22 protein-coding genes and 1 pseudogene are annotated in these 25,416 nt (G+C 64.3%); 13 read left to right on the top strand and 10 right to left on the bottom strand.

What is annotated here, in order from left to right; translation table 11 throughout:
- Positions 1–185: 185 nt before the first annotated feature.
- Complete coding sequence (locus ABIB73_RS15085) at positions 186–1,256, bottom strand: glycosyltransferase family 4 protein (protein ID WP_354225131.1); 1,071 nt, start codon at positions 1,254–1,256, stop codon at positions 186–188.
- 271 nt (positions 1,257–1,527) lie between these two features.
- Between ABIB73_RS15085 and ABIB73_RS15080 the strand changes: the two genes are divergently transcribed.
- Genes ABIB73_RS15080 through ABIB73_RS15065 form a run of 4 tightly spaced genes read left to right on the top strand, consistent with a single transcriptional unit; the run spans position 1,528 to position 7,416 of the window.
- On the top strand, positions 1,528–3,291 hold the full coding sequence (locus ABIB73_RS15080; protein ID WP_354225130.1) for an ABC transporter ATP-binding protein: 1,764 nt from the start codon (positions 1,528–1,530) through the stop codon (positions 3,289–3,291).
- 57 nt (positions 3,292–3,348) lie between these two features.
- The gene (locus ABIB73_RS15075; protein WP_354225129.1) at positions 3,349–5,553 is read left to right on the top strand and encodes an amylo-alpha-1,6-glucosidase; all 2,205 of its coding nucleotides are present in this window, start codon (positions 3,349–3,351) and stop codon (positions 5,551–5,553) included.
- 22 nt (positions 5,554–5,575) lie between these two features.
- Complete coding sequence (locus tag ABIB73_RS15070; RefSeq protein WP_354225128.1) at positions 5,576–6,097, top strand: PRC-barrel domain-containing protein; 522 nt, start codon at positions 5,576–5,578, stop codon at positions 6,095–6,097.
- Between the two features lie 23 nt (positions 6,098–6,120).
- Positions 6,121–7,416: an MFS transporter gene (locus tag ABIB73_RS15065; RefSeq protein ID WP_354225127.1), complete on the top strand. Its 1,296-nt coding sequence runs from the start codon at positions 6,121–6,123 to the stop codon at positions 7,414–7,416.
- Here ABIB73_RS15065 and fixK read toward each other — a convergent pair.
- Positions 7,417–7,516: pseudogene (fixK, locus tag ABIB73_RS15060) on the bottom strand (nitrogen fixation protein FixK); the annotation flags it as partial.
- Between the two features lie 106 nt (positions 7,517–7,622).
- On the opposite strand from fixK, the gene ABIB73_RS15055 reads away from it, so the two are divergent.
- The 3 genes from ABIB73_RS15055 to ABIB73_RS15045 all read left to right on the top strand — a co-directional run bounded on the left by ABIB73_RS15055 (position 7,623) and on the right by ABIB73_RS15045 (position 10,345).
- Positions 7,623–7,877, top strand: coding sequence for a hypothetical protein (locus ABIB73_RS15055; protein WP_354225126.1), 255 nt, complete (start codon positions 7,623–7,625; stop codon positions 7,875–7,877).
- Positions 7,878–8,168: 291 nt separating this feature from the next.
- Positions 8,169–9,311 (top strand): patatin-like phospholipase family protein, encoded by a 1,143-nt coding sequence (locus tag ABIB73_RS15050; protein ID WP_354225125.1) that lies wholly within the window; start codon positions 8,169–8,171, stop codon positions 9,309–9,311.
- Between the two features lie 83 nt (positions 9,312–9,394).
- Positions 9,395–10,345, top strand: coding sequence for an oxygenase MpaB family protein (locus ABIB73_RS15045; protein WP_354225124.1), 951 nt, complete (start codon positions 9,395–9,397; stop codon positions 10,343–10,345).
- A gap of 253 nt (positions 10,346–10,598) precedes the next feature.
- Here the strand turns inward: ABIB73_RS15045 and glgA are convergent, their stop codons facing one another.
- Positions 10,599–12,014 carry a glycogen synthase GlgA gene (gene glgA, locus ABIB73_RS15040; protein ID WP_354225123.1) on the bottom strand — a complete coding sequence of 472 codons (1,416 nt, stop codon included), beginning with the start codon at positions 12,012–12,014 and terminating at the stop codon, positions 10,599–10,601.
- 192 nt (positions 12,015–12,206) lie between these two features.
- Here glgA and ABIB73_RS15035 point away from each other — a divergent pair, with 192 nt between their 5' ends.
- The 4 genes from ABIB73_RS15035 (at position 12,207) to ABIB73_RS15020 (ending at position 16,293) form a co-directional block, all read left to right on the top strand.
- Positions 12,207–13,403, top strand: coding sequence for a CaiB/BaiF CoA transferase family protein (locus tag ABIB73_RS15035; protein WP_354225122.1), 1,197 nt, complete (start codon positions 12,207–12,209; stop codon positions 13,401–13,403).
- A 149-nt stretch (positions 13,404–13,552) separates the two neighbouring features.
- A complete protein-coding gene (locus ABIB73_RS15030; protein WP_354225121.1) occupies positions 13,553–14,620 on the top strand; it encodes an alcohol dehydrogenase in 1,068 nt (355 codons plus the stop codon).
- A gap of 156 nt (positions 14,621–14,776) precedes the next feature.
- On the top strand, positions 14,777–15,856 hold the full coding sequence (locus ABIB73_RS15025; RefSeq protein ID WP_354225120.1) for an isocitrate/isopropylmalate dehydrogenase family protein: 1,080 nt from the start codon (positions 14,777–14,779) through the stop codon (positions 15,854–15,856).
- A 38-nt stretch (positions 15,857–15,894) separates the two neighbouring features.
- The gene (locus ABIB73_RS15020) at positions 15,895–16,293 is read left to right on the top strand and encodes an ASCH domain-containing protein (protein WP_354225119.1); all 399 of its coding nucleotides are present in this window, start codon (positions 15,895–15,897) and stop codon (positions 16,291–16,293) included.
- Positions 16,294–16,343: 50 nt separating this feature from the next.
- On the opposite strand, the gene ABIB73_RS15015 is transcribed toward ABIB73_RS15020, so the two are convergent.
- The 5 genes from ABIB73_RS15015 to ABIB73_RS14995 form a co-directional block, all read right to left on the bottom strand.
- Positions 16,344–16,631: a hypothetical protein gene (locus ABIB73_RS15015; protein WP_354225118.1), complete on the bottom strand. Its 288-nt coding sequence runs from the start codon at positions 16,629–16,631 to the stop codon at positions 16,344–16,346.
- 119 nt (positions 16,632–16,750) lie between these two features.
- Complete coding sequence (locus ABIB73_RS15010; protein WP_354225117.1) at positions 16,751–17,566, bottom strand: enoyl-CoA hydratase; 816 nt, start codon at positions 17,564–17,566, stop codon at positions 16,751–16,753.
- Positions 17,567–17,762: 196 nt separating this feature from the next.
- Positions 17,763–19,112 (bottom strand): L,D-transpeptidase family protein, encoded by a 1,350-nt coding sequence (locus tag ABIB73_RS15005; protein WP_354225116.1) that lies wholly within the window; start codon positions 19,110–19,112, stop codon positions 17,763–17,765.
- A 431-nt stretch (positions 19,113–19,543) separates the two neighbouring features.
- On the bottom strand, positions 19,544–19,915 hold the full coding sequence (locus tag ABIB73_RS15000) for a helix-turn-helix domain-containing protein (RefSeq protein ID WP_045008888.1): 372 nt from the start codon (positions 19,913–19,915) through the stop codon (positions 19,544–19,546).
- Positions 19,916–19,944: 29 nt separating this feature from the next.
- Positions 19,945–20,991: a LysR family transcriptional regulator gene (locus tag ABIB73_RS14995; RefSeq protein ID WP_354225115.1), complete on the bottom strand. Its 1,047-nt coding sequence runs from the start codon at positions 20,989–20,991 to the stop codon at positions 19,945–19,947.
- Between the two features lie 477 nt (positions 20,992–21,468).
- Between ABIB73_RS14995 and ABIB73_RS14990 the strand changes: the two genes are divergently transcribed.
- Together ABIB73_RS14990 and ABIB73_RS14985 are read left to right on the top strand one after the other, a co-directional pair.
- Complete coding sequence (locus tag ABIB73_RS14990) at positions 21,469–21,735, top strand: hypothetical protein (protein WP_354225114.1); 267 nt, start codon at positions 21,469–21,471, stop codon at positions 21,733–21,735.
- A gap of 207 nt (positions 21,736–21,942) precedes the next feature.
- The gene (locus tag ABIB73_RS14985) at positions 21,943–22,674 is read left to right on the top strand and encodes a cytochrome c biogenesis CcdA family protein (protein WP_354225113.1); all 732 of its coding nucleotides are present in this window, start codon (positions 21,943–21,945) and stop codon (positions 22,672–22,674) included.
- Here the strand turns inward: ABIB73_RS14985 and ABIB73_RS14980 are convergent.
- Together ABIB73_RS14980 and ABIB73_RS14975 are read right to left on the bottom strand one after the other, a co-directional pair.
- Entirely contained in the window at positions 22,671–23,807 is a 1,137-nt protein-coding gene (locus ABIB73_RS14980) for a mandelate racemase/muconate lactonizing enzyme family protein (RefSeq protein ID WP_354225112.1), read from the bottom strand. The two genes, ABIB73_RS14985 and ABIB73_RS14980, sit on opposite strands and share 4 nt — an antisense overlap.
- A 21-nt stretch (positions 23,808–23,828) precedes the next feature.
- Positions 23,829–25,337, bottom strand: a complete 1,509-nt coding sequence (locus ABIB73_RS14975; RefSeq protein WP_354225111.1) for a sensor histidine kinase — start codon at positions 25,335–25,337, stop codon at positions 23,829–23,831.
- Positions 25,338–25,416: the final 79 nt, after the last annotated feature.

Genomic DNA, 25,416 nt, shown 5'->3' with positions numbered 1-25,416 from the left:
GTGGTGATGCATTGACGGCGCAACACACTCAGGTGTCGTCCCGGCGAAGGCCGGGACCCATAACCCCAGGGAGAAGTTGTGGCGCGAAAGTCGTAACCACGAATCTTCGCCAAACATGATCCTGTGGGTATGGGTCCCGGATCTGCGCTTCGCTTGTCCGGGACGACGACCGATAGTGCGGCAAGCTACTCCGCGCTGCTCACCAGCTTGATCCGCGGCGCCTGCGCCTCGGTCAGGCTGCGATACGCCGCCAGATAATCGAGCGCCATCCGCCGCGCCGTGAAGCGCGTTTCGAACTGCTTGCGGATCGCCGCGCGGCTCAACTGCGGAAGGCGGTTGACGACACCGGCCGCGCTGATGATGTCCTCGACCACGAAGCCGGTCAGGCCCTCATCGATGATTTCCGGCACCGAGCCGCGGTTGAAGGCAACGACCGGCGTTCCGCAGGCCATGGCTTCGATCATGACGAGCCCAAACGGCTCCGGCCAATCGATCGGCAGCAGTAGCCCAAGCGCGCCGCTCAAAAAGTCCGACTTCTCGTGATCGCTGATTTCGCCGATGAACTCCACCAGCGGATTGTTCTCGATCATCGGCCGGATCAGCTCGTCATAATAATCCTGATCGGCGCGATCGACCTTGGCGGCGATCTTCAGCGGGATGCCGCAATGCATCGCGATCTTGATGGCGCGATCGACGCCTTTCTCTGGCGCGATACGGCCGAGCACAGCGAGATATTCTTGTCGAGCAGGCTTCGGCGTCAGCAGGTTCTCCGGCAGGCCGTGATGAATCGTCTTCACCCAGTTCGCCTGCGGCACTGGACGCCGCTGCGCATTCGAGATCGAGATCACGGGAACTTTGGAGAAGGTTTGGAACACCGGCTGATGCTCGGGAAGATCGAGCCGGCCATGCAACGTGGTCACGAACGGGGTCGGCTGCCGGTAGAACAGCGACCACGGATAATAGTCGAGATGGAAATGGAGGAAGTCGAACTCCTCGTCGTCACATTTCTGCCGCACACGCTCCAGCATCACCATATGCAGCGCATTGGGATCACGCACGGAACCGTCGAGGCGAAGCGCCCGCGGCCACAAAGCGTCCAGCTTCGCCGACGTCTGCGAGTCGCCACTGGCGAACAGCGTCACGTCGTGTCCAAGGGCAACCAGCTCTTCCGTCAACCAATGCACCACCCGCTCGGTGCCGCCATACAGCTTGGGTGGAACAGCCTCCGTCAACGGAGCTACCTGCGCGATGCGCATCTCGCCATCTCCTCTACGATCATGAACGTTGAAAACCCCCAGCGTGCACGGCACCGGCTATGCCAGGAAAGGGAACGTTCCCGCAGTTGCGAAGTTCCTCTCAACGAACGTTACTTATTCGACACATCTCGCGCGCGTCTCGATGCTGCCATCTCCTCTTCTCAGATCGTCCGCATCCGCATGTCGTGATGGCTTTGCCCGGGAACCGAGGCGAACCGGTCGATGTTCAATCGACCAGTAACAAAATTCGAAATCAACGGGGTCGCAGTCTATGGATCAGCTTTCTGGATACGCGCGCAGGCCATTTGCCTTTGTCTTGCGCTATCTCCGGCGTCGTCTAGCGTCGCACTTGGTGATCCTGACCGCTGTGGTTGCAGCTGTTGCCTGTTCCGTGGGCACGCAGTATGGCGTCAAATCCCTGGTCGACAGCTTGTCGGGTGGTCTCTCGCATGGTGGCAGCGTATGGCTGGCATTCATTTTCCTCATGTCGCTGATCGCTGCCGACAACTTCCTGTGGCGGATCGCGAGCTGGACGGCGAGCTTCACCTTCGTCCGCGTCACCGGCGATTTGCGCCGTGACATTTTTCGTCATCTGACCGGACACGCGCCGAGCTATTTCTCGGACCGGATGCCGGGGATGCTGACCAGCCGCATTACTGCCACATCCAACGCCGTGTTCACGGTCGAGAACATGTTCGTCTGGAATGTGTTGCCGCCGTGCATCGCCACAGTTGCGGCAATCGCATTGATTGGAACCGTAAGCCCCTATATGGCGCTCGGCCTGATCGTGATCGCCGGCGGCATGGTGCTTGCGATGTTCCGTCTTGCCGCGGCCGGAAAGCCGCTCCACGACGATTTTGCCGACAAGGCCGCCGTCGTCGACGGCGAGATGATCGACGTCATCAGCAACATGCCTCTGGTTCGCGCGTTCTGCGGCATCGGCCACGAGCACCAGCGGTTCGACGCCACCGTGAACCGGGAACTCACCGCGCGCAGCCGCAGCCTTCGCTATCTGGAGAAGCTGCGGCTTACTCACGCCGGCGTGACCGTGGTTCTGACGATCGCCTTGATGGCCTGGGCCATCATGCTCTGGCAGGACGGTGAAGCGACCACCGGCGATGTCGTGCTGGTCTGTACGCTTGGTCTGTCCATTCTCAACGCCACCCGCGATCTCGCGGTGGCCCTGGTCGATGTCACCCAGCATGTCGCCCGGCTGACGGAAGCGATCGCGACGCTGCTGGTCCCGCACGACTTGCGCGATCATCCCGAAGCCGAACCGCTTGTGAAGAGCGGTGCGGCGATTGCGTTCAACAATGTCACCTTCGGTTATCCCGGCGGCGCGAAGATCTTCGAGCGCTTCAGCCTCCGGCTGCAGCCCGGTCAGCGTGTCGGCCTGGTCGGCCAGTCCGGCGGCGGCAAGTCGACCCTGTTCACGCTGTTGCAGCGGTTCTACGATGCCGACGAGGGCAGCGTGACCATCGACGGCCAGGATATCTCCATGGTGACGCAGCAGAGCCTGCGTGAGGCCATCTCGGTGGTGCCGCAGGATATCTCGCTGTTCCACCGCTCCATCCGCGAGAACATCCGCTACGGCCGGCCGAACGCGACCGACGACGAGGTGCTGCGCGCGGCGATCGCGGCGCGCTGCGATTTCGTCGATAGCCTGCCGGAAGGCCTCGACACCATGGTCGGCGACCGTGGGGTGAAGATGTCCGGCGGCCAGCGCCAGCGCATTGCGATCGCGCGCGCCTTCGTGAAGGACGCGCCGATCCTGCTGCTTGACGAAGCGACGGCCGCGCTCGACAGTGAGTCCGAGGAAGCCATCCGCGAGGCGCTGTCGCGCCTGATGCGCGGCCGCACCGTGATTGCGATCGCACATCGGCTGGCGACGCTGCGCAATTTCGACCGCGTGATCGTGCTGAAGGCCGGCAAGATCATCGAGGACGGCGCACCCGACCGCCTGATGCAGGGTCACGGGCCCTATCGCGAACTCGTCACGCAAGAGATGAGCCGGCTCGCCAAATTCGCCGCGTAAATCCAACAGTTGCGTTTGCGTTGGTCGCGTTTCGAAACAAGACGCAGGGGAGCAGTTATGGCAGCCGAAGTCGTCACCAGGTTCGTTTCTGTGGCGCGGACCACGGAACAGATCGTGGAGCAGCCGTTCTACATCCCCATGACGGGGCCTTCGGCGAGGCCCCGTCGCTCGCTCAAGCACGACGATACCTTCATCGTGCTCGACAGTCATGGTGACATCGGCGCGTCGGCCGGCGGGCCGGACGGCCTGTTTCATCACGACACGCGCTATCTTGCGAGGCTCGAGCTCGTGCTCGACGATCTCCAGCCGCTGTTGCTCGGCTCCAACCTGCGCGACGACAATTCGGCCCTGACCGTCGATCTCACCAACCCCGACATTTACCGTCAAGGCGGCCTCGTGCTGCAAAAGGATCTGCTGCACATCGTGCGCACGATCTTCCTGTGGCGCGGCAGCGCCTATCAGCGCATCGGCGTGCAAAACCATGGCGACCGGCGCGCCAGCTTTGAGCTGACGCTGCTGTTCGACAACGATTTTGCCGATTTGTTCGAAGTCCGAGGCGAGCGACGTCCGCGCCGTGGGACCGGTGCTAGTCGATTGCTCGGACCGACCGACGTTCTGTTTGACTATCGCGGCCTCGATGATTTCGAACGCACCACAGGCCTGCACTTCGACCCGCGCCCGACGCGGCTTTCGGTGAACGCGGCCACGTGGCAGCTCGAGCTCGATCCGCATGAGGCGAAATCGCTGTTCGTGGCCGCATCGTGCAACCGGCCGCTGACGCAAAAGCCGGCGCGGTTCTTCCAGGGCCTGCTCGCCCATCGCCGCGAGATGCGCCAGTTGACGATGGGTGCAGCCAGCATCGAGACCTCCAACAATATCTTCAACGAGGTGCTGTGCCAGGCCATGGCCGACCTCAACATGCTGATGACGGAGACACCGCAGGGGCGCTATCCCTATGCGGGCATCCCCTGGTACTCGACGACCTTCGGCCGCGACGGCCTGATCACCGCGCTCCAGATGCTGTGGGTCGACCCCCGGGTGGCGAAAGGCGTGCTGCGGCGGCTCGCGCATTTCCAGGCGAAAGCGGTCGATCCGCTCGCGGACGCCGCGCCCGGCAAGATCCTGCACGAGATGCGCGGCGGCGAGATGGCGGCGCTGCGCGAGGTGCCATTCTCTCAATATTACGGCAGCGTGGACTCGACCGCTTTGTTCGTGCTGCTCGCCGGCCGCTATTTCGAACGCACCGGCGACGAGAAGACGCTGATCGAGCTGTGGCCGGCGATCGAAGCGGGGCTCGCCTGGATCGACGGGCCCGGAGATCCCGATCAGGATGGCTTTGTCGAGTATCAGCGCGCGACAGAGAAGGGGCTCGCCAACCAGGGCTGGAAGGACTCTTACGACGCCATCTTCCATGCCGACGGCCAGCTTGCGGAAGGCAATATCGCGCTGGCCGAGGTCCAGGGCTACGTCTATGCGGCAAAGCAACTCGCGGCACGTTGCGCGCTGCGGCTTGGCAAGCCGGACCGTGTAAGGAAGCTTGAGGCTGAAGCCCAGGCGCTGGCTGAGCGTTTCGAGAAGGCGTTCTGGTGCGAGGAGCTCGGCACCTACGCGCTCGCGCTCGATGGCAAGAAGCGGCCTTGCAAGGTGCGGACCTCGAATGCCGGACAGGTGCTGTTCAGCGGCATGATCCGGGAGGATCGTGCCCGCCTGGTCGCCGCCGACCTGATGCAGCCGCATTTCTTCTCCGGCTGGGGCATCCGCACGGTCGCACAGGGCGAAGTGCGCTACAACCCGATGTCCTATCACGACGGATCGATCTGGCCGCACGACAACGCGCTGATTGCACTCGGGTTCGCGCGTTATGGGCTCAAGCATTCAGTGGCGCATGTCTTCAAGGGCCTGTTCGATGCTGCGACCTATATGGATCTGCGCCGGTTGCCTGAGCTCTTCTGCGGTTTTCGGCGGGAGAAGCGGCGCGGCCCGACGCTCTATCCGGTCGCCTGCGCGCCGCAGGCCTGGGCCAGCGCGACGCCGTTCACCTTGCTGGAGGCGGCGCTCGGCATCGAGTTCGATGTCGCGCGTGGCGAGATCCGGCTGCGCAATCCGCATCTGCCGCCGTTCCTGAACGAGGTTATTTTTCGCGATCTGCGGTTGGGCGAGTCCGCCGTCGATCTGCGCGTCAGCCGTCACGGCGACGACGTGGCGCTGGAGGTGTTGCGCACACGCGGCCAGATCCAGGTGTCGATCGTGCTGGCGCGCTAGCCGCGCGCGGCGAGGAGGGTGCATGCGTGCTGTTGGATGGTTGATCCTGAGCGCAGCGATCGTCGCGGGCCTGACGGTCGCGGTGTCACGCGCAGCGGAAGAGCCGCCCGCGGCCCAGAGCGAGGCGAATGCGCCGCCGACGGCACAGCCGCCGGCGTCGGCGGTCCCCGTCACGCCAAAAGATGCGGCTCCGCCGCCATCGGTGACGATCATCGGCGCGAGCGATGCGCACGGTGTCCTTGGCCGTGATGTGCTCAGTGCGGCGAACGAGGATATGGGCCGTATCGTCGATGTCATCGTCGATCGCAGCGGGCACGTCCGCGCCGCCGTGATCGACTTCGGCGGTTTCCTCGGCGTCGGCAGCCGCAAGATCGTGGTGGACTGGAACGCGATGCGCTTCGGCAAGATTGTCAACAAGAAGGACGGTATTACGCTGGAATTGACCAAGGCGCAGGTCGCGGCCGCGCCGGAATACAAGGAAGACGCGCCGATCGTCGTGCTCGGCGCGTCCGGCAGCCTGCAACCGCTGCAAGCGATTCAGTGAGGCGCGGGGAGGGATGGCCGCCGGTGCTGTTGTCGAGGAAGCCGAACCCTACAGCCGACGATCGTGGCCGTGTTGCGCAGGACAATCGTGCCGGCGCGCGATCGGCCGCGGACATTCCGGCGCCGTCGCGCCAGAGCCTGCGCGGCCTCGACTGGTTCATCTTCTTCCTCGCCGACGTGCAGACCGGATTTGGTCCCTTCATCGCCGTCTATCTGACGACGCAGAAATGGACCCAGGTCGAGATCGGCCTCGTGCTGTCGATCGGCGGCATCGTCGGCCTGATCGGGCAGATGCCGGGCGGCGCGATCATCGATGCGGCGAAATCCGAGCGGCTGGTCGCAGCCCTTGCGATCGCCACCATCGGCTGCTGTGCGCTGGCCTATGCCGCGATGCCGATCTTTCCCGTCGTGGTGACCGCCGCGACCCTGCACGCGGCGGCGAGCTGCGTGCTGGGGCCGGCGATTGCCGCGATCAGCCTCGGCCTCGTCGGCCCGTTCGCGATCGGCGAGCGGCTTGGCCGCAACGCGCGCTTTGCGTCGCTCGGCAACGGCGTCGCCGCCGCGGTGATGGGCACGGCCGGTTATCTGCTGTCGAGCCGCTCGGTGTTCCTGGTTACCTTCGTGCTCGCGATCCCGACCCTGATCGCGCTGTCGCGCATCCGCGAGGAGGAGGTCGACATCGCGCGCTGTCATGGCGAGATGCCGCGCGAAGCCGAAGATCGCGGCGACACCAATATCTGGCATTTGATCCGGCAGCGCCCCCTCATCGTCTTCGCATTCAGCGTGTTGCTGTTGCAGCTCGCGAACGCCGCGATGATGCCGCTGATGGCGAGTGCGGTGACGGCGCGGTCAAGCCAGTGGGCGACGGTGCTCGTCGCCTTTTGCATCGTCGTGCCGCAGGCGATCGTCGCGCTGCTGTCGCCGACCGTGGGGCGCAAGGCGCAAATGTGGGGCCGTCGGCCGCTACTGCTGATCGGGTTCGGCGCGCTGGTGATCCGCGGCCTCCTGTTCGCAACCGTCCGCGATCCCTATCTGCTGGTGCTGGTGCAGGTGTTCGACGGCTTCACTGCGGCGGTGTTCGCGGTGCTGATTCCGCTGATCGTCGCCGACGTCGCCTTCGGCAGCGGTCATTTCAATCTCGCGCAGGGCATCGTCGGCACCGCGACCGGAATCGGCGCGTCGCTGAGCACGGCACTGGGCGGCTATGTCAGCGACAAGTTCGGCAACGCGACCGCCTTCTTCGGGCTCGCCAGTGTCGCCGCGACGGGTTTCCTGCTGATTCTTCTGATGATGCCGGAAACCCGGCGCACGACGCTGTGATCAGGCATCGAGATTGTGCAGGCGCGCCCGGTTGCGCAGCACGATCTGGCGGGCGCCGGAAAGCCCCAAAAATGCCATGGGCATGAAGTTGCGACAGCGTGCTCGCGCAGCTCTCACTATTTGGTGTTCGGGAAATATCGGGTCTCCAACGCAAGTCTGGTTATCGGAAGCGTTCACGCGCGCCGATAATCAAACGGAGACGCTCGATGATGACGAAATTGACCCCATCTCTTCTGGTCGCACTGTTGCTCGTGCCATTGCTGGTCACGGCAACGACGGCTCGGCCTCGAATCAACAACATCGGCGGTCGATCGCCTTCAAATGCGATCGAGGGCCGCCAGATCGCAGCTCCGCCATGGAGCGCTGCATGCATGACGGACCACGGGCCAAGCGAGTGCGGCGAGCCGATGTGGATTTACGGCACTCGTAGCGAGATCGCGCAGTACAGGAACGCGTTCTGACGCGTCGTCTTTCGTTGTGTTCTTGTCCGATCAGGGTAAGTCCAAGCCTAGTCGCCGCGCCGGTCCTGGAGGCGCGGCGAATGCATTTTTGCCTGGCTCTCGCCCAGAAGAGGAGCCGCCCCAGGAGGTGCCGGCCAAACGCTAGCGCCACGGCAAGGGCCACGCCGCTCATCGATACTCCCGCACTCGGTTTATGGTCGCTGGACGGTCGGCGGTCGCCGGGCGTAACAATGTCTGGGGATGTTGCGAAGAAGAGATGGGCAAGCTCTCTGGAGCAGGAGTGCGACGAACATGCAAGGAAATGCCGAGGCGTACGGGTCAAGGAACCTGCCGGGCCAGGTCGTGCTGGTGCTCCAGGGCGGCGGCGCGCTCGGCTCCTATCAGGCGGGCGTCTACCAAGCCCTGCATGAGGCGGGTATCGAGCCGGACTGGGTCATCGGCACCTCGATCGGTGCCATCAACGCGAGCCTGATCGCCGGCAACGCGCCGGAGCATCGGCTCGCGCGCCTGAAGGAATTCTGGAAGCGGATGGAGCAGAATCCGGTCTGGACTCTGTGGACCGGCGTTCCCGGCTTCGAGGAGAAGCTGGCCTATTGGTCGACTGTCACCAACGGCATTGCCGGCTTCTTCCGGCCCAATCTGCTGGCGCATGCCGGCGATTCCTATCCGCTCGGCGCCGATCACGCCGGCTTCTATTCGACCGCACCGCTGGAGAACACGCTGCGCGAGCTCGTCGATTTCACTCTCGCTAATCGTTACACGCCGCGTCTCACGGTCGGTGCGGCTCATGTCGGCACCAGCCAGATGCGCTATTTCGACAGCCGCGACGACGAGCTGACGGTGAAGCATGTCATGGCCTCGGGCGCGCTGCCGCCGGCCTTCCCGGCGGTGCGTATCGACGGCGAGCTCTATTGGGACGGCGGCATCCTGTCGAACACGCCGACGGAAGCCGTGTTCGACGACAATCCGCGCAAGAATTCCCTGATCTTCTCCGTGCATCTCTGGAATCCCGTCGGCGCCGAACCGACGACGATGGGAGAGGTCTTGAACCGGCACAAGGACGTGCAGTATTCCAGCCGGATCGCCAGCCAGATCGCGCGCCAGCAGCAGGCCCATCGCCTGCGTCACGTCATCAACCAGCTTGCGGCACGATTGCCCGAGAGCGTGCGCGATGATCCCGCGGTGAGGGACTTGATCGGCTACGGCTGCTCGACGCGCATGCATGTCGTGCGGCTGCTGGCACCGCAGCTCGACCGCGAGACCCATACCAAGGACATCGATTTCAGCCCGTCCGGCATCATGCAGCGTTGGGACGCCGGCTACGCGCACACCCGCTCGGTGCTGGCGCGCGCGCCGTGGACCGGCGAATTCGATCCACTGTCGGGCGTTGTGCTGCACGAACACATGGACGAGATGCCGATGGCCGCGGAATAGACCGCAAGCGATCGTTACGTTCATCGAATTGCCACAGGCCATGCGGATTGTCGGTCCTGGTCCGCAGTCGAAAGGTCGTGCAAATGGTGTCCGGGAACGATCTGGAGTCTGCCCTCGATCGGGTCCGGGCTGACGCGGCGGGGCCCGTTGCCGGTGTGTTCGGTCCGTCCTCAGTGACCTGGCAGATTGACCGGGAGGCCGTCATCTTTCTCGGCGCCGGCCGCGCGCTGCTGCTGCAACTGGCTCACCCTTGGGTCGCTGCCGCCATCGCCGAGCACTCGCGAACCTTCGCCGATCCGATCGGCCGCTTCCATCGCACCTTCGACGTCGTCTTCGCCATGGTGTTCGGCTCGCTCGACCGGGCGCTGTTGTCGTCCCGGCAACTGCACCGGCGCCACACCATGATCGTCGGAGAGATGCCCGTGGCAGTCGGTCCCTTTGCGGCAGGCTCGCGCTACTGCGCCAATGACATCCCGTCGCTGCGCTGGGTTCACGCGACGCTGGCTGAGACCGCGCTCATGGCGCATGATCTGGTGCTGCCGCCACTCTCGGCGGAGGAGCGCGAGTGCTACTGGACCGAGAGCCGGCTGTACGGTGCCTTGTTCGGGTTGACGGGGGATGATCTGCCGGCGGACTGGGCTGGCTTCGCCGCCTACACCGCGGCGATGGCGCAGTCGGAGACGTTGACCGTCAGCGTGGCCGCGCGCGAGATTGCCAGCCAGATTTTCAGCGGCGCGCGTCCGTGGTTGCGGCCACCGCGATGGTACCGCGCGCTCACGGCGAGTCTGCTGCCGGAGCCTTTGCGCACAGGCTTCGGCCTTGAACTTGACGCGCGCGACATCAGGGCCGCCGAAAACGCACTGAGATGGATCCGGCGGGTCTATCCGAAACTGCCCGACCGGCTGCGCTATGTCGGTCCCTATCAGGAAGCCCAGGCGCGGCTGAGTGGCATGACCGGGCCCGACTGGATGACCCGCTGTCTCAACCGGGCCTGGATCGGACGGCCGCAAATGGACCAACGCGGCAGGGGCTGACGTTCTCCGCCGGTGACACAACCACCGTCATTGCGAGGAGCCCTTGCGACGAAGCAATCCATGATCTCATGCGCGTGTCCCGGACAAGCTGCAACGCGTGGGCGTTGCGGCGTAGAGCCGGGACCCAGAAGCTGCGGACTGCTGTGCGACCTGGGCCCCGGCTCGGCAGCGCACCGTCGAAGAGACGCTGCGCTGCGTCCGGGGCACGAAAGCCTACGTTCGCAATGACGGAGTCTGTGGAAACGTCTCGGGCTCACACCGCCGCGAGCTTCCGGTACAGCGCGCTGTAAGCGCCGGCCGAGATGCTCCACGAGAACGATCGTCCCATGGCGCTGCGGCGCATGGTATCGAGCTGGTCGTGCGCCATGAAGGCCTCGAAGGCTCGGCGGACGCCGCCGAGGAAGGATTCGTGCGAGGGTCTTGAGAACAAAAAGCCGGTCTCGCCGTCGCTGATGGTCTCGGCGAGGCCGCCGGTCTGGTGACCGATCGGCAGCGAGCCGAAGCGCTGGGCGTACATCTGGCTCAGCCCGCACGGCTCGAACCGCGACGGCATCAGGGTGAAATCGCTGCCGGCAAAGATGCGACGGGCCTGGGCATCGTTGAAGCCGATCGCGACGCCGATGGCGTCGGGGCGGCGGCGATGCGCATTGATCAAGGCCTGCTCCAGCGCCGGCTCACCTGAGCCGGTGACCACGATCTGCCCGCCGGCATCGACGATCTCGTCGGCCGCCGACAGCACGAGGTCGATGCCTTTCTGGTGCACGAGCCGCGCGACGATACCGAAGATCGGCCCGCGCGACACCGCGAGCCCGAACTGCTTGCGCACATAGTCCGCATTGGCCTTCTTGCCGACCCAGTCGCCGGCGCCGAATTGCTGCGCGAGCTGGGCGCAGGAGCGCGGGTCCCAGCTCTCGTCGATGCCGTTGAGGATGCCGGTGAGCTCGGCCGCGTCCGAGCGTAGCCGGAGCAGGCCTTCCATGCCGCAGCCGAATTCGGTGGTGGTGATCTCCCGCGCGTAGGTGCCGCTGACGGTGGTGAGGTGCGAGGCGTAGACCAGTCCGGCCTTGAGGAAGGAGAGCTGGTCGTAGAACTCGACGCCGTCGATATGGAAGGAGCTCTCCGGCACGCCGATCCGCCGCAGCGCGTCCTTCGGGAAAAGGCCCTGATAGGCGAGGTTATGGATGGTCAGGATCGAGGGGATCTTGCTGCCGCGCCAGGCGAGGTAGGCCGGCACGAGCGAGGCCTGCCAGTCATTGGCATGGACCAGGTCCGCTGCCCAATTCTTGTCCAGCTTGCCCGCGGCCAACTCAGCGGCTGCCGAGGCAAGGCGCGCGAAGCGGATGTCGTTGTCCGGCCAGTCGCGCCCGGACTCGTCGCCATAGGGGTTGCCGGGCCGGTCGTAGAGTTGTGAGCACAACAGCACATAGACCGGCAGGCCGTCCTTGGTCGCGGCCCGGCCGAGCGAGCAGGCCGGCATCTCCGCAAATGCCGGGCAGCGGCCAACAATCTGTATATGCGTGAGTTGCTCGATGATGTCGCGATAGCCGGGCAGCATGATCCGGATATCTGCGAAGGGGCGAAGGGCTCTGGGGAGGGCCGCGGAAACGGCACCAAGTCCGCCGACGCGGACGAAGTCGTCCATCTCTGTCGTAACGAACAAGACCCTCAAGAACGATTGCCCTCTGCTGATCCCGATTGCTGCTATGCAAGAAAGGGTCCAGTTGCCCCGCAATTCCGAAGCCCGCCCACGAGACACTTCCGTTCGGTAAAGACTTCTCTACTCAGCTGCCCCCATCTAGGGTCGGCAACTCAACAATAGAGAACATCGATCGTTCCTGGGGACTCCAAAGGTACAGCAAACATGCAGCTAGCAGATAAGCATGAGCGGACGACGACAAAGGCCTTTGCCGGCCTGCGGGTCCTGGATTTTTCGACCACCATTGCCGGTCCTCACTGCGCGCGGATGCTTGCCGATATGGGCGCCGAGGTCATCAAGATCGAGACCGACGGCGGCGAGACGATGCGGACCCGGCCGCCGCTGCGCAAGGGGTGCAGCACCGTATTCGGCCAGCTCAATGTCGGCAAGAAGAGTGTCGTGCTCGACCTCAAGTCCGAGGACGGCAAGGAGGCGGTCCGCCGGCTGGTTGCGACTGCCGACATCCTGGTCGAGAACTTTCGCCCCGGCGTGATGCGCCGCCTGCGGCTGGATTACGACAGCCTGCGCCCGGTCAATCCCCGGCTGATCTACTGCTCGATCTCCGGCTACGGCCAGACCGGCCCCTCGGCCGAGCTGCCGGCCTACGCGCCGGTGATCCATGCGGCGTCCGGCTACGATATGGCGCATCTCGCCTACCAGCCCGGCCGCAACCGCCCGGACTATTGCGGCATCTATCATGCCGACGTCGTCACCGGCACCTACGGCTTCGGCGCGATTGCGTCTGCGCTCTATCAGCGCACGGCGACCGGCTTCGGCCAGCACATCGACGTGTCCATGCTGGAGTCGATGCTGACGCTGACGGTGATCGAGTTGCAAAGCTCGCAATTCGCGGTGAAGCCGCCGCCGCGCCCGATGTTCGGTCCGACCGAGACTGCCAACGGCTATGTCATGATCACTGTCGCGAGCGAGAAGACGTTCCAGGGATTGATGGGCGTGATCGGTCGCCCCGAATGGATCTCCGATCCGCGCTTCGCCACCTATGCCGCGCGCCGTGAGAACTGGGCGGATATGATGGACGGCGTCGAGGCCTGGTCGCGGCGACTTTCGACCGATGCATGTCTTGTGGGCTTAAGCGCTGCCGGCGTGCCTGCCTCGGCGTATCGCACCATAACCGAGGCCTTGGCCGATCCGCAGCTCGCGCACCGGCAGGCGCTCTCCGCTGTCCAGGACGAGGGCGGCTCCTTCCAGGTCCTCAATTTGCCGTTCCGGATGACCGGCGCAGACACGACGCCGGGGAAGACGATGGCCGTACTCGGTGAGCACACGCGCGAATTGCGCGACGAGGTCGGCCTCTCCAAAGATGCGTCAATTCCGTCAGGCAAAACGGCCGTGCAAGGCTGACGAACGGCTTCGTGCAGCAAGCAATGCGGCTTTGCGCGTGGTCGGCTTGCCATCATCCGCCGGCGTCAACTAGACGGGTCCGAGTTTGTCTCGTCCCGCCGCCCGTGGCATGGTGGCGCGACAACAAGAAGTATGCCGGGAGGACACCGATGAAGAGTTTCAAGGTCGCCGATTTCAAGGCGCCGCTGAAAGAGTTCGATGAGGCAACGCCACAGCCCTCTGGCACGCAGGTGCTGATCAAGGTCAAGGCCGCCGGCGTCTGCCACAGCGACCTCCACATCTGGGAAGGCGGCTATGATCTCGGCCATGGCCGCAAGCCGCTGTCGCTCAAGGACCGCGGCATCAACCTGCCGCTGACCATGGGCCATGAGACGGTCGGCGAGGTCCTCGCCTTCGGACCGGACGTCAAGCCGTCGGACCAGGGCGATATCAAGCTCGGCGATGTCGGCCTCGTTTATCCCTGGATCGGCTGCGGCAAATGCGCAACCTGTCTTGCTGGCGACGAGAACATGTGCCTGACGCCACGCTCGCTCGGGGTCTATTGCGATGGCGGCTATTCCGACCACATGCTGGTGCCGCATCCGCGCTATCTGCTCAATCTTAGAGGGCTCAATCCCACGTCGGCCGCGCCCTATGCCTGCTCGGGTGTCACCACCTACAGCGCGCTGAAGAAGGTCGAGCAGCATTTCGACACGCCGATCGTGATGTTCGGCGCCGGCGGCCTCGGTTTGATGGCGCTGTCGCTGTTGAAGGCGATGGGCGGCAAGGGCGCGATCATGGTCGATATCGACGCCAGGAAGCGCGAGGCGGCGGAGAAGGCCGGCGCGCTTGCGACCGTCGATCCCAAGGCGCCGGATGCGCTGGAGCAGCTTGCGAAGAAAGCGGGCGGGCCGATCCGCGCCGTCATCGACCTCGTCGGCAATGCCGCCACGACGCAACTTGGGTTTGACTGCCTGACCAAGGGCGGCAAGCTCGTTATCGTCGGCCTGTTCGGCGGCGGCGCGACCTGGGCGCTGCCCCTGATCCCGATCAAGGCGGTGACCATCCAGGGCAGCTATGTCGGCAATCTGCGTGAGACGCAGGAGCTGCTCGACCTCGTCCGCACCAGGAAGGTGCCGCCGATCCCGGTGACGACGGCACCGCTGAGCAAGGCCAACGACGCGCTGGTGCAATTGCAGCAGGGCGCCGTGGTCGGGCGCACAGTGCTGACGCCGTAACATCGACTGTTTGTTGGTCGTCATGGCTGGGCAGAAGCCCGATGCGCGTCTTCGCGCTAGATGTCCGGGCCATCCACGTCTGGCACGGAAACGGTATTGAGGCGTGGATGCCCGGGACAAGCCCGGGCATGACGCTGGAGAGAGCAGAGAACCCCCATGTCCGCAAACAATGACTTCCACATTGCCGTGCTCGCCGGCGATGGCATCGGCCCCGAGGTCATGGCGCCCGCCATCGAGGTCTTGCGCAAGATCGAGGCGAAGTCGGACTTGCGCTTTCGCTTCACCGAGGCGCCGGCCGGCGCCAACAATTATCTCGCCACCGGCAAGTCGATTGCGGACTCCACGATCAAGCTGTGCGAGGAGGCCGACGCGATCCTGCTCGGCGCCTGCGGCCTGCCGTCGGTGCGCTACCCCGACAACACCGAGATCGCGCCGCAGATCGAGCTGCGCTTCATCTTCGATCTCTATGCCGGCGTGCGGCCGGCGCGGCTGATTCCGGGCGTGCCGAGCCCGATCGTCGGCGCCGATCAACGCGGCATCGATCTCGTCGTGATCAGGGAATCGACCGAAGGCCTGTTCGCCTCGATGGGCAAGGGCGTCGTCACCCATGAGGACGCGCGCGAGACCATGGTGATCACGCGCAGGACCTCCGAGCGCCTGTTCGAGTTCTCGTTTCGCCTCGCCGAGCGGCGCAAGGCGCGCGGCAAGCCGGGCGCGCTCGCCTGCGTCGACAAGGCCAACGTGTTCAAGGCCTTTGCCTTCTTCCGCGGCATCTTCGACGAGATCGCGAAAAATCATCCCGAGGTCAAGACCGATCGGCTCTATGTCGATGCCTGCTCGGCGATGCTGGTGAAGCGGCCCTGGGATTTCGACGTGATGGTGATGGAGAACATGTTCGGCGATATCGTCTCCGACATCACCGCCAGCCTGATCGGCGGCCTCGGCATGGCGCCGTCGGCCGACATCGGCGACAAGTACGCCGTGTTCCAGCCCTGCCACGGCACCGCGCCCGACATCATGGGACAGGGCAAGGCCAATCCCACCGGCATGATCCTGTCGGCTGCGATGATGCTGGACTGGCTCGCCGACAAGCACGGCGCCGAGAGCGCGGCCGAGGCCGGCGAAAAGATCGAGCGTGCCGTCGATCAGATCTATGCCGGCGGCATCAAGCCGATGGAGTTCGGTGGCAGCAACGGCACGGCCGACATTACCAAGGCAGTGCTCGCGGCGCTGTAGGTGCCGCAGTCGGTTGATATCGGAGGAGCTGGAAGTCCATGAGCAAGCCAGTCCCCGAACAGCATCGACATCTCCGGACTTTTACGTTCGGCGACAGTCCAGCGCTCGCGGGCGAATTGCTCGAACTCGTCATCAAAGGCGTCAAGACCGCGACTTGCAGCACGGAAGACGAGTCGAATACGTCGACGCCTGGCGAGCGCTGGGTCGTGCTCGACGGACGGGGAGAGCCACGCTGCGTCATCGAAACCATCGAGATCACCTATCGGCGCTTCAATGACGTCGACGCTGCCTTTGCTTACGATGAAGGCGAGGGCGATCGAAGCCTGGCCTATTGGCGCAACGCCCATCGCACCTATTTCGGCCGGCTCGGACGATACAGCGAAAACATGATACTCATGTGCGAGCGCTTTCGCCTGATCGAAGTTTTTGGCGATTGACCGCTTGCGACGCCTTCCAAGAAAATGGGGCCTCACGGCCCCTTCGTCATTTACCAGCGGTGCCAGTGGCGATGGCCCCAGCCCCACGGACGCGGGCCGTAGCCATAGAAGCGTCGCGGGCCGCCGTAATAGCCATAGGCGCCGTAATAATTCGGACGCCACCAGCAACGGCCCCAGGCGTTGCAGACCATGCGCACCTGGTCGACATGCGCGGCCGGGCCGCTTGCGACTTGATCGGCCTGCGGAATGCCGTTCGGCATCGCCGCGAGCGCTTGTCCCGACGCCAGCGCGGCGCTGCCCAGGGCAGCCAGACCAAGAACAGCAAGTTTGAGTTTCATCGCGATCTCCCTCGTTGGTGGCGGGAGAACTTGCGGCAGATCAATTGGTTGCTATCGCAGCGCAAGGCGGCGAGGAATTTAATCTTGGTGAATGGAGGTTCAGCTTCACTTGCCTCAGCTCACTTGCCCTTAAACTGCGGCTTGCGCTTCTCCATGAAGGCCTGCCGGCCCTCGCGGAAATCCGCCGAGTCCATGCAGGCCGTGCCGATCGCCTTGACCGCATCCATGTCGCGTCCGCTTTCGTCCTTCAGCACCTGCGCGATGGTGATCTTCGCGGCCTTGATCGCGAGCGGTGCGTTCTGCGAGATGGTCTCGGCGATCGCCATGGTCTCGCCCCAGAGCTGATCATCCGGGATCACACGCTCCACCAGCCCGATGCGCAGCGCTTCCGTCGAATCGATGCGCATGCCCGTGTACATCAACAGCCGCGCCCAGGACGGGCCGACCAGCGACACCAGGTGCCGCAAGCCGTCAAAGCCATAGGCGATGCCGAGCTTGGCCGCGGGAATGCCGAACTGGCTGTCATGCGCGGCGATGCGGATGTCGGCGAGCATCGCGACCTGCATGCCGCCGCCGAGACAAAAGCCCTGGATGCAGGCGATCGTCGGCTTGGGGTAGTCGGCGAGCAGCGCGCGCTGAGCGGCGCTGCGCTTGGCATATTGTTCGGACGCGGCGGCGTTATGGCGGGTCTTTTCGAACTGACTGATGTCGGCGCCCGACACGAACGCCTTGCCGCCGGCGCCGCGCAGGATCACGACGCGCACCGCGTCGTCGTCGCGCAGGTTCGTCAGCGCCTCGCCAAATCCCTCCCACATCTCCAGCGACATCGCATTGCGCTTGTCGGGATTGTTGAAGGTGATCACGCCGACGCCACTGGCTGTGTGCTTGAGGATCTTGCCGTCGGCATAGGACGTTTCATTGGAGAGGTCAGGCATCGCGCACTCGCTTGTCGTTGGCGAGCGCAATGTGCTGCCGCCGCAGGGCCGGGGTCAACCGCGGCAACGCGAGGGGCTTTGCATCCGCCTGTGCCGCGATTGCATGGCGCGGTCGTAGGTTATTCTTGGAGCATGATCTGTTCGGAAAACCGCTGCCCACTTTGCGCTACGCGGCCCTTCGGGTCCGGATCATGCTCTACTGCGCCATATGAGCGGTCAGCGGATGGTCGCCGGCATTGCTGAAGAAGGCGGCCTCTTCGGCGGTGGCCTCCAGCAGTTGCTCGTCCTGGTTATAGACGTCGTTGCGGAACTGGATGGTCTGGTCCTTGGTCATCCAGGCCGTGAGGTAAATCCAGGCCACCGGCACCTTCTTCGCCATGGCGACTTCCAGATGCTGGCCGGTGGCAATTTCGGTGTCGATCGCGGCGCGGGTCCATTTCGGCTGGTCTTTCAGCAGCCAGGCGGCGAGATCGCGCACATTGTCGACGCGCGAGCAGCCGTGGGAATCGAAGCGGTAGTCGTCGCTGAACAGATTGCGCTGGTTGGTGTCGTGCATGTAGACCGAATAGGAATTCGGCATGTCGATCTTGACCGCGCCGAGCGCGTTGAAGGTGCCGTTCTGCTGGCGCACGGTGAAGTTCGGCGTGTGCGTGCCCGACCAGTCGACCGAATGCGGATCGATCGGATTGTCGTGGCCGTCGAGCACCTCCATGTGCATGCGCGACAGGTAGGTCGGATCCTTGCGCATATGCGCCGAGATTTCGGTCTTGGCGATCGAGGACGGTACCGTCCAGGTCGGATTGAGCACGACGCCGGTGATCTGTGCGGTCAGCGTCGGCGAGGGCTTTTCGGTCTTGCCGACGATGACGCGATAGCGCCGCACCGCGACGTCGTTTTCGACCGCTTCGGCAAAGGCCGCAGGGATGTTGACCACGACATAGCGCTGGCCGAAGCCGAAATTCGTGTTCTCGAGCCGTTCGAGCGAAGCCTCCAACTGCTTGATGCGCTTCTGTACCGGTACGTTCATCGCGGCCAGCGTGCGCGGCGTCATCGTGCCGGTCGGGGCAAGACCATGGCGCGCCTGGAAGCGCTTTACAGCGTCAGCGAGATCCTGGTCGAAGGCGCCGCTCGCCTTGTCGGTGGCGAGGTCGCCGGAGACGATCAGCCGCTTGCGAAGCAACTCGTCATTGGCGCCCTGGGCGCCGAGGACGAACTTTGCATCCGCAGGGATCGCCGGCCAGCCGCCGCGCACCGCGAGGTCGGTATAGCTGAGCGCGGCGTCCTTGATCCGCTGGGCGGTGCCTTCGTCGAATGTTGGTTCGTGCGTTATCGCCAGCGCCGCGGCCGAGCGGCTCTCGGCCGTTGAAACCGGTGTCGCGGCGGCAGCTTTTGGCACCGCGGTGGAGGCGGGATTGGCGGCCGCCGGCACCGTGCCGGCTGAGGCCGCCGGCTTGGGGCCGGCCTGGCCCGTGGTCTCGGTCTGCGCAAGCGCGGAGGTGCCGGCGAGGAGGCCCATGGCAATGATCACGGCATGGCGCTTCGACATGTGTCTTGTCTTCCCCATGAGGACGAGGCCCGGACGGGCGCTCGCATTGGCGATACCCGGCCGCCGTGCTGCGTGCGCCGGTTCGCGAAACCGGCGAGAAGCTAGGGCATCAGGGTTGCGGTCCCATTAAGCACGATGCGTTGAGGCCCCCCGCGTCCAACGCGCGGAGGCTCTCGATTAAGTCGCAACAAGGTTGGGATGGGTTCGCGAAAACCGCGACGAATGGCCTCAAATGCCAGGAAACAGGCAAAGAAGAACTGGCAAAGAAAAAGGGGCGGCAGGCCGCCCCGAGAAGCAAAGGCCGCGCGCGGACAGCGCGCAGGTCCAACTCTGATCCAGCAGGTCCAATCCAGCAGGTCTCGTCCAATCCGGCCGCGCACCCGTGACGCGGCGGATTGAACATCGGCCTGAGAGGCCGGACCGTCGGTCGATCAGGCTTCGTTCGCCGCGATCGATTCCATCAGCGAGACGAGCTGACGCTGCACCGTCTGGTCCTTGATCTTGCTGTAGGCGCGCAGCAGGCGGAGGCTGAAAGCCGAATCGAGGAACAGCAGGCTCTCGACTTCGCGCGCCTTGTTGTCGCCGTCATAGAAGAAGGTCACGGGCACATCGAGTGCGGTGGCGATCTGCTGAAGCCGAGCCGCGCCGACGCGATTGACGCCCTTCTCGTATTTCTGGACTTGCTGGAAGCTGACGCCGAGCTTATCGCCCAGCTCGGCCTGCGAGATCTTCATCTCGACGCGCCGCAGACGGATCCGTTTGCCCAGCTCAATGTCCGGCTTGCCGGCACTGCGCTGCTTCATTCTTTTCGCCGCTGTTTTCATGCTTCTTCTCATCGTTCTTCGGTTGAAAATCCCCCGAAGAGGTGGGTCAGGGGTTCGCCCATATACGAGTCCTTGAATTCATGCGGATGCACGAACTCTTCCTTAAACCACGGGAATCGCACCGGATTGAAAGCTTCGATCAGCCAGTCAATCATATGCCGCACTCTCGGAATCCGGCCGCTACCAGGGTGGTAGGACAACCAGATATCCAGCGGTCGGTTCAGCTCGACCTCCAGTGGAATCAGCTTTCCGCCAAGCGCAATGGCGTAGCTCGGGAATACGCCAATTCCTGCGCCATTCGCGACAGCCCAGTAGTTGGCGCTTGAGACGTTGGTCTTCATGACCAGAAGGTCACGTTCGGGCACGCCCGGGAAGAAGCTCTCGAAGGTTTCCTTGGCGGCGATCTGATCGGCGAATTGCAGCACCAGGCGGTGCTTGATCAATTCTGCGGCGGACCGCGGCGCGCCATATTTCTCGATGTATTTGTCGGAGGCCCAGAACATCAGGTGCATGCGGCCGAGCCGCACCAACTTGACGTCGAGCGCCGAAGGCCGCGACAGGTGGATGGCGACATCGGCCTCGTGGCGGGAGACGTCCGCCGAGCGCATCGCGCAATGCAGGTCGACCAGGATCTTCGGATAGGCCTGCTGGAATTCGACCAGCCGTGGGGCGAGCCAGAACGTCCCGAGTCCCTCGGTCACGGCGACGCGGACCTCGCCGGACAGGGCGTTGGCTGTCGAATCGCTGGTGCGCAGCACGTCGAAGGCGGCCGCCTCCATGCGCTCGACGGCGGAGACCACCAGCGCGCCTTCGTCGGTGAGATGGGTGCCGTGGACGTCGCGGGTGAACAGGGTGGTGCCGGTCTGGCGTTCGAAATCATCTATTCTGCGCCGGACCGCGTTGATCGACAGCGACAGGCGTTCGGCCGCCGAGCGGAAACTGCCGCAGCGGACCACTTCCAGAAATATCCGAGCCGCATCCCAATCCGAGAGGCCGCTGAGGTTTGTCTTTGGGCGTTCCTCCAGTGGAACGCCCCTTTCCGCCAAGGAGTGCATACAAGTCCCTTCGAGCCGTTAAACTGGCAGAATCTAGCGCAAACCACAACCACGACGGGTTGAGGAACGGCGAGTTTTGAACGCCATCCTTACTGTGCCAAAGCGGTATTGGAGTGTGCTTGGGGGCCGGGAATCGGGCGAGTTATCGCCCGGAAGAGGGGTATACGTGCGTTCCGTTGCGAGCCGTGAAATGGCTGCGGAATTGCCGGGTCTGTGTAGACCCGAGGGCGCGTGCGAGTTCGCGCGGCTTTGTGGAATGGATCAATCGCACCCCGTCAAGCATTTTGCTTTTGACCGCTTCGATGTTCGCCGCTCGCGCTGCGGGGCGATGTCGAATGGAACCGCAGTTTCGACGCGGAAACATATTGAAATCGTATTCGAGGGCACGGACTCCGCGTGCTATCCTTGGTTCCGGATGGGGGCCAAGGGAATCGTCGCACGCACGTCTCGCAGGCCGAACTAACGGGAAGAACGCCGGTGTCGCATTCAGACGAACAGTTGCAGTCGGTGCTCGATACACTCGAGGAGTGCCGCAGGGTTCTCAACGAAAGCAACAGCCGTGAGTCGGCTGAGCTGCTCTCGATCGTCATCCTCGACGTGCGGATGAAACTCAAAGGAATTGACAGTGCCGATCTCAAGGCATTGTGCGACGAAATGCTGCGGAGCGCTGCAAGCGAGCCGCTGCCCCCGTCCAAGCAGACGCAGGACCAGCCCCGGCGTCCGCTGCTCCGCGTGGTGAAGTAGCCGCGCCGCCGAAGCTCGCTTTTTGGCGAGATTCGTGCGCGTCCCGATGCCGCATCTGTGATCACAGACGGCATCGGGAGGAGCCCTGGTTTGAGTGCGCCCATGTTGCGCATTCTCCGGCATCGGTTACACCAGAGCCGGTTCGGCTCCGGCCCCGCGCGCATTCCCCGCGCGCTGCCAGGAGCCTGAGATGGCTCCGACTGCATCATGCAACATGTTTCGATTCCCGCGGCGCTGATTGCCGGCCTCGTCAGCTTCCTCTCGCCTTGCGTCCTGCCCCTGGTCCCGCCCTACCTTATCTATCTCACCGGCGCCACGATCGAGCATGTCGAGAGCGACGAGCCGACTGCCGCCTCGAAGCGCGCCATCATGATGTCGGCGCTGCTGTTCGTGCTCGGATTCTCCACGGTGTTCGTGGCGCTCGGCGCCAGCGCCTCGCTGGTAGGCGGGTTGATCCGCGCCTGGTCGGCGGAGCTCTCGATCCTCGCCGGCATCGTCATCATCATCATGGGCCTGCACTTCCTGGGGCTGACGCGCATCGGCCTGTTGATGCGTGAAGGCCGGCTGCCGATCCCCAAACCCGTCGGGCTCTGGGGCGCCTATATCATGGGGCTCGCCTTCGCCTTCGGCTGGACGCCCTGCATCGGCCCGATCCTGGCCGCGATCCTGTCGATCGCAGCGGCGGAAGCGACCGTGACCAAGGGCGCGGGCCTGCTCGCGGTCTATTCCGCGGGCCTCGGCATCCCGTTCCTGATTGCGGCGCTGATGATCGAGCAGTTCTCAAAACTGTTCGCGCACATGAAGGGACAGCTCGTCAATGTCGAGCGCGCCATGGGTGTCCTGATGGTGATCACCGGCATTGGCTTTCTCACCGGCGCGGTCTCGAATGTGAGCATCTGGCTGCTCGAGACGTTTCCAGCGCTGCAGACCATCGGCTAAGGATTCACCGCAAAGCGTGCCAGCGCCTCGCGGTCGATCTTGATGCCGAGCCCGGGGCCGTCGGGGACGCGCACGATGCCTCTCTCGTGTTCGATCGGCTGCCTCAGGATCGCCTGCCGGATCGGATGCTCGGTGCGGTCGAATTCGAGCATCGGCTCGAGCGGCGCCAGCGAGGTCGGCGTGTGCGAGGGCAGCACGGCGAGGAGCTGAAGCGAGGCCGCGATCGCGATGCCGGTGCCCCAGACATGCGGATTGTAGCGGATGCCGAACGCCTCGCTCATGTCGGCGATTTTCTTGCACTCACTCAAACCGCCGGCCGCGCAGGTATCAGGCTGGGCGATGTCGAGCGCATGCGAGGCGAACAGGTCGCGGAAGCCGAAGCGCGTGAACTCGCACTCGCCGCCCGCGATTGGAATCGTCAGCGCGGATCGCACCGCGCGATATCCCGCAACGTCCTCCGGCGGCACCGGTTCCTCGAACCATCCGATGTCGTAGCGCTCGATCATGCGGCCGAGCCGGATCGCCGCAACCGCGTCATAGGCGTGGTTCGCATCGACCATCAACGCGACGCGAGGGCCGATCGCCTCGCGCACCGCGCGCGTGACCGCGGCATCCTCGTCGATGCCGAAGCCGACCTTCAGCTTCACGGCGCGAAATCCTTCCGCGGCATAGCCGGTCGCTTCCTCCGGCAGATATTTCAACGGATCGCCTGACTTGCGCCGGTAAAGTCCGGTCGCGTAGGCCTGCACCTCGTTGCGCGCCGCGCCGCCGAGAAGCTGATGCACGGGGACGCCAAAGCGTTTGCCCTTGATGTCCCACAGCGCGATGTCGATACCGCTCAGCCCCTGGATCACGACACCCTTCTGGCCGTGGTCGCGCAGCCTTGCGTAGATGGTCTGCCACAGCACGTCGGTCCGCAGCGGATCCTCGCCGATCAGCCATGGCGCGATGCTCTCGACCACTGCGGCCGTCATCCGCGCCGGCCCGTAGCATTCGCCCCAGCCGGTCAGACCGTCATCGGTCTCGATCTCGACCAGCATCGCGGTGCGCGTGTCGTACCAGGCGCGCGAATAGGCAAAGGGCTGCGAGAGCTTTGCTTCGAGGATGTGCGCACAGATATTGGTGATCTTCATCGCCGCTCCCCTCCAGTCCGTTCACCGCGTCTCGTCCAACGCGCAGCTGACTGTGCAGACGACACCGCGCGGCAGGAAATCGACCGTCGCTTCGCCGCCGAGCTGGTCGCGCGCGCTGCGCTCGATCAGGCGCGAGCCGAAGCCGCGTTGCACCGGTGCCGTCACCGGCGGCCCGCCGATCTCGTTCCAGATCAGCCGCAGCCGCGGCTTCGGCGCGTCGGCGTTGATCTCCCATTCCAGCGTCACCCGGCCGGTCTCGTTGGACAGCGCGCCGTATTTCGCGGCGTTGGTGGCGATCTCATGCACGATCATCGACAGCACCACGGCGAGCCGCGGCGACAGCGGCACCGCGGGACCGGTCATGCGGATGCGTTCGGGACCGGAGAGCAGAAAGGGCTGGAGCACGCGCGTCACCACGTCCTTCAGCTCCGAGCCCTGCCATTTCTCCTGGCTCAGGAGATTATGCGCTTCGGCCAGTGCGCCGAGGCGGCCCTCGAACTTGGCCCGCTCGTCGCGGCTTGCGCTGCGGAAGGTCTGCACCGCGATCGCCTGCATCAGCGCCAGCGTGTTCTTGACGCGGTGGTTGAGCTCCTCGATCAGCAGATTGTGCAGCATTTCGCCGCGCGCGATCGTGGTCGCCATCCGCACCGCGAAGGTCAGGCCGATCAGCAGCAGCACGCCGCCGATCAGGCTGGTGATCGCGATGTTGCGCCAGAGCGGCGCGATCAACGAGCTTTCCGGGACGCCGGCGGCGACGGTCCAGCCGGTCAGCCGCGATCGCGTATAGGCGGAGGCGAGCGCAATGCCGTCGAGCGAGACCGACGAAAGCGATGCCTCGTTCCTGCGGAACATTTCCGTGTAGAGAGAAGGCGAAGCGCGCTTGCCGAAGTTTTCATCGGGGTTCGGCACGCGGGCGAATACGGTGCCGGTGGTGTCAAGCAGGGATACCGTCCACTCCTGGTCGGGCCGCTGCTTCTCGACCAATCCCTGAAAAATGCTGACGGGCGGGCTGAAGCAGAGGTCGTAGATCACCTCGCCGTCGCGGAACACCGGAACTTCGACGGTCAGAATCTGACGATGGTTGAGCGCGCCCGTAAACAGGTCGGAATATTGCGGCGCCTTGGTCGCAAACATCTTCTCGACGATCGCCAGATTGCCGCGCGGCGGCAGGCTCACGCTGTCTTCCGTCGCAGAGGAAAACAGGATCCGGCCCTTGCGGTCGGAGATCAGCACCAGCCCACCTCTGCCGTACTGGTCGAGGAAGCCGAGCGCGATGCGGCGGAAGCCCGGAAAATCACCTTTTTGGAGCGAGTTCGTCAGCGCAAGCACCTGCAAGCCACCGGTCATCCGTTGTACCTCGGAATCCAGCACCAAGCGCATGCTGCGCACGTTCTCCAGCACACGGCGGGTCGCGTCGCTGCGATCCTGCTTGTAATTGTAGAAGGCGATGCCGACCGCGAACACGATCATTGGCAGCGTCGTTCCCGCGACCAGGAGAGCGAGCCGGACCGGCAGGGTGAACTTTGGCAAACGGGAAAATCCTGGCTCCGGCGACGGCGCCGCACAGGCGAAGCATAATGCAGTGCCGCTATTGCGCCACTGCGCTTTT

Origin of the sequence: Bradyrhizobium sp. F1.4.3, assembly GCF_040548375.1 — a bacterium.
Taxonomy (GTDB): domain Bacteria; phylum Pseudomonadota; class Alphaproteobacteria; order Rhizobiales; family Xanthobacteraceae; genus Bradyrhizobium.
The sequence above is the reverse complement of the archived record's forward strand: the minus strand, read 5'-3'. Positions and strand labels throughout refer to the sequence as shown.